Here is a 3,458-nt window from a genome sequence, read left to right as displayed (position 1 = left end):
TGATTGTACTTATTTTTGATACGCCACTGGCAAGCATAATCGGGGGCTCCTGCCAGTAGCGGGCATATAGGGCGCCGCTCTGCACGTAGAAAATCCACGGCACATCTTCTGTCACAAAGTCAAAGCGTCTTGACTTCCAGTCTCTATCCCAATACCCGTCAAACTCTATGCCTACTGAGGTGACATTTGCTGCTGCCATAAATTCATCCAGCCAAGGTGTCAGTTCATCATATGGCAGTGGCTTTGATTTAACAGCCGCCACACCGTCATCCACACAAACTGCATACGCTTTCCTCGGGGCAGTGCCTACCGTCAAGCGCTTGACGGTAACATCTATAGCTTGAAGGGTATCGCTTTTTTGGAGTGTATGCACAAGGAATAATTCAGTCGTCAAGCCCCGGCTAAAATATGCTTTAAGCTCCGGCTGCGCATTGTTATATAGGGTTTTTTGCCTTGACTTTATTTTGGCTAAAAGCTGCTCGCTAATCTGCCTCACATACTCACCACCTCAAACTGCCGGCTGAAAGCATCTCACTAAAATTTTGGCTGAAAAAATACCCTTTACTCTACTAATTTTCTCCCAGCTTGGTGCCTCTGCAATTAGCCCCACCCACATGTCAGTTCCGTCGCTCACATTGACCGGCTCGCCTCTTGCCTGGCACCGGTCAATAATCTCTTTGCCTTTTTTGTCCACCCATAATTCAACATCGATAACCTCTGTTGCGTTGCCGATAGTCTCTACATGAGGCAAACCGTCAAGCGTGGTATGCCAGATCTGGCGCGCATCAAAGCGGCGGAGGGTGTTCACGTAACGCGTGATTAGATCATTATCAATCGTCCAGATGCCAACCGGCATGCCATCACCTCCTGTTGCTTTTGCGCAGCTCGTCCATCACCAGTTCAAGTGCGCCGATAAATTCGCCCTGGTTATTCACGCCTCTAATCGTGATTTCGCCGGAGTGCACATGTCCGATTTGCGCATTTTTACTTTCCGCAGCAAAGCCAACCGGCACTGCTCTTTGCATATCGCCGCTGATGCGTGACATCGCCTGCTCAAAGCCTACACCGATGCCGGCCGCCATGTCGCCGCCGAGTCCGGCAAAGAGTAAAGACGGACTCCTTATGCCAAAGAAACTCTTGATGCTGCCTACAATCCCGTTCATAAAACCTGCGATCTGCCTTCTGATCCATGCGCCCATATCAGAGATGCCCTGCCATAATCCTCTAATCAGGTCGCCACCCACGCGCGCCATTTGCCAGGTTGAGCCGGAGAACGCATTAGCAATACTTGAGATTATGAGGGGCACAGCAGAGAGAATACTTGCAATAATCTTTGGCAAGTCCCGAGTTAAAGAGCCAAATACCCGCACGCCAGCTTGGGCAAGCTGCGGAGCGCTGCCGACAAAGCCGCCCACAAGCGCCGCGATGATCTGCGGGACTGCCGCTAAAGTAGCGACAATTATCTCAGGCAGCGCCTCCACAAGCGCGACAAAAAGCAGAATGCCGGCTTCGATAATCTGCGGGGTTGCGACGATAAGAAACGAAATGATAGCATCTATAATTTTTGGCAGCGCAGCTACAAGCACGGGCAGTGCTGTCACTAGCCCTTGCGCCAAGCCGAGAATAATCTGCAGCGCTGCGTCCAGCACAAGCGGCAAGTTCTCTAGCAGAATGCGCGCGATGAGGCCAACTGCCTCGACAATCGCCGGAATAAGTCGCGGCAGCGCGTCACCAATGCCGCCGGCAAGCGTGACCACCATTTTTACTGCCGCCTCCACAAGTGCCGGCAGGGTGTCGATAATGCCATCGGCCAGTGCAAGCACAAGCCGCAGCGCGCCCTCAGCCAGGCCGGGCAGAGCCGCGACCAGACCATCCAGCAGCGTCATGATGATCTTGGAGGCGGCGTCTACAAGTATTGAGAGGTTATCTGTAATCGCCCCGCCAATGGACATGATTATATCCATGCCAAGAGCTACGATATCAGGCACGGTTTTCATGATGGTATCCACAATGCCGCCTACTGTGTCGCCGACGACTTCGCTGATTCTCGTCCAGTCGCCGCCCGCCTCGTTTAGTCCTCGCGTAAACTCGCCAAGCAGCCCCACGCCATCACCCGCGAGCACTTGCAACTGCGGCAAGAGTACCATGCCAAGAGCGTTTCTTGCGGCTCCGGCACCAGCCCTAAGGCGCTGCACTGTATCGTCAAATGCGCCAAGATCTAAGAGCGCATCCTCGCTCATCACAGCGCCCATCTGCCGGGCTTCTTCGGTTAATTCTGCAATACCCGCAGAGCCCTGGGCAATAAGCGGATTAAGATCAAGTGCCGATTTGCCAAAGATCTGCATAGAGAGAGCGCTGCGTTCCGTCTCATCTTTTATGCGCCCCAGCGCATCAATAGTTTCCCAGTAGACCGTTTCTGCGTCACGGAGATTGCCGCCCGCATCAGTCACAGAGACGCCAAGCTCCTTGTACGCCCCGGCTTGTAATTTCGACCCTCTGCGGGCCGCATCCATCGCACGCACGTTTCTTGCCATGCTGCCGGTCAGCGTTTCAAGCGGCACGTCCACAAGCTCGGCAGCATATCTGTATGCCTGCAGCGCGTCTGTGCTCATCCCGGTGACTGTGGCTGCGGTAAGTATTTCATCGGCATACGTTGCAGCGCCTACGGACATGCCGGCAAGCGCCCTGCCTGCAGCCGCAGCGGCAACGCCAACGGCAACAAATGCAGCGCCCATCGCTATGCCCACGTTTTGCAGTGTGCCTCTCAATCTGTCAAACTTAGAGCCGGCCTCATCCGCGTCTTTGCCCGTTCTGTCAAGCTCGTCGCCAAGCTGTTCTGTTTGTGTTTCTAAGTCGTTTGTTTCTTTTGCGGCATCTTCTAGGGCATTACTTGTGTCGCTTAGCTCACGCTCCATGTTAAGGAGCGCGGCGTTTGCCTTATTTAGTTGTATTTGCCATTCTTGTGTGCGCTTGTCATTTTCGCCAAAGGAGGCGGCGGCGTTTAATAGGGCGGCGCGGAGGACATCCGTCTTTTTCCTCTGCTCGTCAATCTCTTTGCCAAGCACTTCTTTTCGCGCGGTCAAAGCCTCGACTGACTTGTCGTTTTTGCCAAACTGGGCAGAAACAAGCTCCATTTCGCTGCCTAGGACCTTAAAAGAGCGGTTGATATCCTGCATGGCGGTCTTGAATTCCTTTTGGCCTTCTACGCCTATCCGTAGGCCGAAATCTGTCACGCAGCACACCTCCCCTGCAAAATTTTCAAAAGCAATTGTATTTTAACGCTGTTTGGCATATACTAATGGTAGGGTAAATAGGGATTATCCTACTTTTCAAAATTCAAGGAGGTTTTAGCATGAGCGCCCCTATAGTTGATAACGCCAAGGTAATGGCCAAAGGCCAAATTACGCTCCCAAAGGATATCCGTTCCAAGCTTCGTCTTTCCACTGGAGACCGTGTCA

At 52.9% G+C, this 3,458-nt stretch carries 4 protein-coding genes; 1 reads left to right on the top strand and 3 read right to left on the bottom strand.

Features of this window, described 5'->3' with window-relative positions:
* The 3 genes from KGZ92_09065 to KGZ92_09055 all read right to left on the bottom strand — a co-directional run.
* On the bottom strand, positions 1-496 hold a 496-nt coding region (locus KGZ92_09065), incomplete at its 3' end, for a hypothetical protein (GenBank protein ID MBS3889412.1).
* Between the two features lie 12 nt (positions 497-508).
* On the bottom strand, positions 509-856 hold the full coding sequence (locus tag KGZ92_09060) for a hypothetical protein (GenBank protein ID MBS3889411.1): 348 nt from the start codon (positions 854-856) through the stop codon (positions 509-511).
* 4 nt (positions 857-860) lie between these two features.
* Positions 861-3,176: a phage tail protein gene (locus KGZ92_09055; GenBank protein MBS3889410.1), complete on the bottom strand. Its 2,316-nt coding sequence runs from the start codon at positions 3,174-3,176 to the stop codon at positions 861-863.
* A gap of 176 nt (positions 3,177-3,352) precedes the next feature.
* Here KGZ92_09055 and KGZ92_09050 point away from each other — a divergent pair.
* The coding region (locus KGZ92_09050; protein ID MBS3889409.1) for an AbrB/MazE/SpoVT family DNA-binding domain-containing protein at positions 3,353-3,458 on the top strand (106 nt) is incomplete at its 3' end.

The organism is Bacillota bacterium, from assembly GCA_018333655.1.
Classification (GTDB): domain Bacteria; phylum Bacillota; class UBA994; order UBA994; family UBA994; genus BS524.
This window is presented reverse-complemented; position numbering and strand designations above follow the sequence as displayed.